The 2,971-nt window shown below is 73.8% G+C and carries 3 protein-coding genes; 1 reads left to right on the top strand and 2 read right to left on the bottom strand.

Annotated features, from left to right (window positions below):
• Positions 1-91 precede the first annotated feature (91 nt).
• Both AC08OX_RS16600 and AC08OX_RS16605 read right to left on the bottom strand, forming a co-directional pair.
• Complete coding sequence (locus AC08OX_RS16600; protein WP_476608654.1) at positions 92-277, bottom strand: DUF4190 domain-containing protein; 186 nt, start codon at positions 275-277, stop codon at positions 92-94.
• Positions 189-1,709: a serine/threonine-protein kinase gene (locus tag AC08OX_RS16605; protein WP_476608652.1), complete on the bottom strand. Its 1,521-nt coding sequence runs from the start codon at positions 1,707-1,709 to the stop codon at positions 189-191. The genes AC08OX_RS16600 and AC08OX_RS16605 overlap by 89 nt, the downstream gene beginning before the upstream one ends.
• Before the next feature lie 236 nt (positions 1,710-1,945).
• Here AC08OX_RS16605 and AC08OX_RS16610 point away from each other — a divergent pair.
• Positions 1,946-2,971: carboxyl transferase domain-containing protein (locus AC08OX_RS16610; protein WP_476608653.1), on the top strand; the 1,026-nt coding region annotated here is incomplete at its 3' end.

Genomic DNA, 2,971 nt, shown 5'->3' on the forward strand with positions numbered 1-2,971 from the left:
TCCCGTGTCTGACGTCACGAAAGTTGAGACCCTAATTATGCCGGAAATCACATGGAAGAAACACCGATCGTGGCCGGCCCCTCCGGACCAGTTAGACGAATTTCAGGATAACGACGATCAAGATCATCGTTAGTCCGATCCCGAGCCAACCCAGGCCGATGCCGAGGGCCGCCACTGTGGCGCCACGCTCATCCCTGCGGCGGATCCGAACCCGCGCGACCAGGCCGACCACGACAGCCGCGGCACTCCCAATCCCGAAGATCCAGAGTACCGCCAGGAGAACCGACAGCATCGCGCCGCTGTTCCAGTGCCGGCGCCGCGACGCCTCGGCCCGCCTGGCGCCGGTCCACCGCCCGACCCGCGGCGCAGCCGGTCGACCCGCTGGCGGGAAGGCCGACGGATCGGGAGGACGCGCCGGCGGAGTCGGGTCGCTGGGGCGATAGGTCACCTCTGACCGTCCCGGATCGGACGCCACGTCCGCGGCGGTCGTGCCCCGACGCCCCACGGGCGCCTGATCCGCCCGCCCCCCGGGAAAACCGCTCCCGACGATGGTGGCGGGGCGACCGCTGGCGGGGCGACCGGTCGCAGCGGAGCCGCGGGGGGTAATGGCACGGCGGGCCGAAAGGCCGATGCGGGTGGCGGCGGTCCGACCGGCCACAGGCCGGGTGCCGGGCCTGGTCCCTGCACATCCGGCGCCCAGCCGCCGGCCGAGCCGGCCGCCCCCGGCGCGGGCCGGGCCGGAACTCGCCCCGCGCCGGGGACACGCGGACCGGAACGATTCGGCGACGGAGAGGAGACCGGCGCAGGGAACGGGGCGGGCACACGCCGAACACCGGAGACGATCCGGTCCAGGTCCGCTCCAGGACGTCACCGGCGGCGGCATCGGCCTCGGTGACCCCACGCACCTCCCGGCCTACCAGCGCGGCCAGCAGCGAGGCGGCGTCCGGCCGCTCCCGCGGGGCCTTGGACAGCGCCCTCGCGACCTGGTTGAGCAGGTACCCAGGGAGCGTGTAGAGATCGGGAGAGTCCCGCTGCACCCGGACGGCAAGCAGGTCCGGCGTCTCGGCATGGAAGGGATGTCGCCCCGTCGCCGCGTACGTCACGCAGCTCGCCCAGGCAAAGACGTCCGCTGAGGCGTCCGACGGCTCGCCGCGCATCTGTTCCGGTGACATCCAGGCCAACGTGCCGATCACATGACCGGTGCGGGTCAGCGTGGCGCTGTCGGTCAGGTGCGCGATCCCGAAGTCGATCACCTTGGGTCCGTCCCAGGCCAGCAGGATGTTGGACGGTTTGAGATCACGATGGACGACGCCGGCGGCGTGGATGGCGACCAGCGCGTCGGCAAGGCCGACGGCAAGACCCCGGACGAGGTGGTCCTCCAGCCGACCGCGGGCCCGGACGGCCTCGGCCAGGCTGGTCCCCTCGACGTACTCGGTGACCATCCACGGCGCCGCGGCCTCGGTGTCGGCGTCGAGCACGGCGGCCACCGCCGTGCCTCGCACGCGCAGCGCCGCCCGCACCTCACGTTCGAAGCGGCTGCGGAACTCCTCGTCCTCGGCGAGATCCTCGGCGGCGACCTTCACGGCGACGGGACGCCGATCCGGGGCGAAACCGAGATACACGGTCCCCATCCCGCCGGCACCGATCCGGTTCTGCAGGCGGTACGGGCCGATCTGGCGAGGATCCTCCTCCATCAGCGGTGTGAGCATCGCTTCCCTCGCTGCTCCCCTCGCCGCACCGGTGTAGCGGGTTCGATCCGGGTTCCCACCCGCCCGGGGGCTGTGGATGAAAGACTATGTCCCGGCCGCCATCGGGCCGAGGGCACGGAGCGTCCCAGGCGTGCGGGCCTGCGAGCACCCGCCGGCGGGGAGCGCCCGTCCGTGTTCCACGACACCGCGGCCGCGACGACGGACATCCGGTCGGCCCCGGGCGCGAAGATGCGGACGTGGACAACGACACCCGGCCGGGCCAGAAGACGACCGCCGGCTGGCGCGCCGCCCTGCTCGCAGGCATCACCCTGCGGCCCGCCACGGCTGCGGCCGTCAACCGACTGGGCTGGCCCGACTACGACGCTCGACCGGCCCTGCGCTGGGGCGAAGGCGCGGTGGCCGGCATCCCTGCCGTGGTCGCGGTCTGGGATTTCACGGTTTACGGGGGAAGCTTTGGCGAGCGGGACGCACGTGGGTTCACCGAGGCCGCCACCGCGGCCGCGGCCAGCCGCCGTCCCCTGGTGTCGTTCCTGCGCAGCGGCGGCACCCGCCTGCAGGAAGGGGTCGCCGGACTCGTCGGGCTGCCCCGGGCCGCACTGGCGCTCGCCGCACTGGACGCGGCGGGGGTCGGTCACATCGCCGTCGCGGACCAGCCCACCACCGGTGGCGTCTGGGTGACGATCGGCTCCCGCGCGGACCTTCGGTGCGCGGTACGCGGGGCGACGGTCGGCTTCGCCGGGCCTCGGGTGGTCGCGGCGGCCACCGGTGCCGCCCCGCCCCCGGGCAGCTACACCGCGGACTCGGCATACGCCGCAGGGCTGGTTGACGCGGCGCCGGCGCCCGGTGCCGTCCAGGTGTGGCTGCGGCGGGCCCTGACCGGCCTGGCGGGTCTACCCGATCGGGAGAGCCGGGCCGGTCCAGGTACCCGGACCGGCCCGGGCGGCCAAACCACTCCGGGCAGATCGGGCGACCGGGCAGACAGAGGCGACCAGGCAGACGGATCGGACCGCGGCCCGTCACGAGCCGACGACGGGACCACCCTCCCCGTCCCGCCCGACGATCCGGACACCCGAACCGGGTCCGACGGACCTGCGCCGGGAGCTGAACATGCCGCCGCGCGCTCCGGGTGGGCGCAGGTGCGGGCGGCCAGGGATGGCATCCGACCGGACGGCATCGAGGTGCTGCGGACGCTGCTTCCCGATGGCGTCGACCTGGTCGGGCCGGATCCCCGGGTCGTGGCCGGTGCGGGGGTGCTCCTGGGC

The sequence above is a fragment of the Frankia sp. CoBUL1 genome (assembly GCF_978021245.1).